Source organism: Humibacter antri, assembly GCF_054777235.1.
Map to the genome: position 1 here is coordinate 1 of NZ_BAAHAW010000060.1, position 906 is coordinate 906.

Genomic DNA, 906 nt, shown 5'->3' on the forward strand with positions numbered 1-906 from the left:
GGATCCTTCTGCCCGACGCGCGGTGTCGTGGCTTACCGCTGACTCGTCCGCCGGTGGGGCCGGTGCCGACCCGTCCTGCTGCGATGGCTTGATAGAAGGTCGTCCAACCAACTTGGTTGTGACTCATTAGAGAGTTGCCCCGTAGCGCTTTCCCGGGCCGGGCACCGCACGGAAACCCTGTTGGAAGGAGACCGCGATGTCTATCGTCGCAGACCAGTACACGCATGTCATCGGGGTGGACACCCACGCCCGCACGCACACCTACGCGGTCATCGAGACAGCCACCGGGAAACTGGTGGCTGTGGATGCATTCCCAACCACCCCGCCGGGACTCGACAGGGCGATCACGTGGATCCGCCGCCGCGCGACCGGCCCCGTGGTGGCCGCGGTGGAAGGGGCGAGCTCATACGGGGCCACGCTTACCGCAGCGCTTCAGGCGCAGGAGATCCCGGTCGCCGACACCACGCCCCCGCTCCGATCCGCACGTACCGGTCGGGGCAAGTCCGATCCGATCGACGCCGAGGCCGCCGCCCGCTCCGTCCTGGGCCAAGACACCAGCAGGCTGACCCGGCCGCGTGCCGGGAAGCCGCGCTCAGCGTTGCGCGTGCTGCTGACCGCGCGCCGCCAGATGGACATCCAGCGCACTGCCGACCGGAACGCTCTCACGGCGCTGCTGCGCATGATCGACCTCGGCGTCGACGCCCGTAAGCCGCTGACGGACAAGCAGATCACTTCCATCGCCGCATGGCGCCACCACACCGGCGACGACATCGAACAGGCCACGGCACGCCAAGAAGCCACCCGCCTAGCGCGCGCAGTGATCGCTCTGACTGCTCAGATCAGGCAGAACCGGGATTCGTTGGAAGCGCAGGCCAGCCAACTCGCCCCCAAACTGCTTCAGCTCAA

Annotated in this window: 1 protein-coding gene; it reads left to right on the forward strand. The window is 67.7% G+C overall.

Translation table 11 applies throughout. The features are described 5' to 3' along the window. Positions 1 to 196: 196 nt before the first annotated feature. Positions 197 to 906, forward strand: a 710-nt coding sequence (locus ACYVDK_RS18270) for an IS110 family transposase (RefSeq protein WP_460524435.1), incomplete at its 3' end; no start/stop codon positions are given.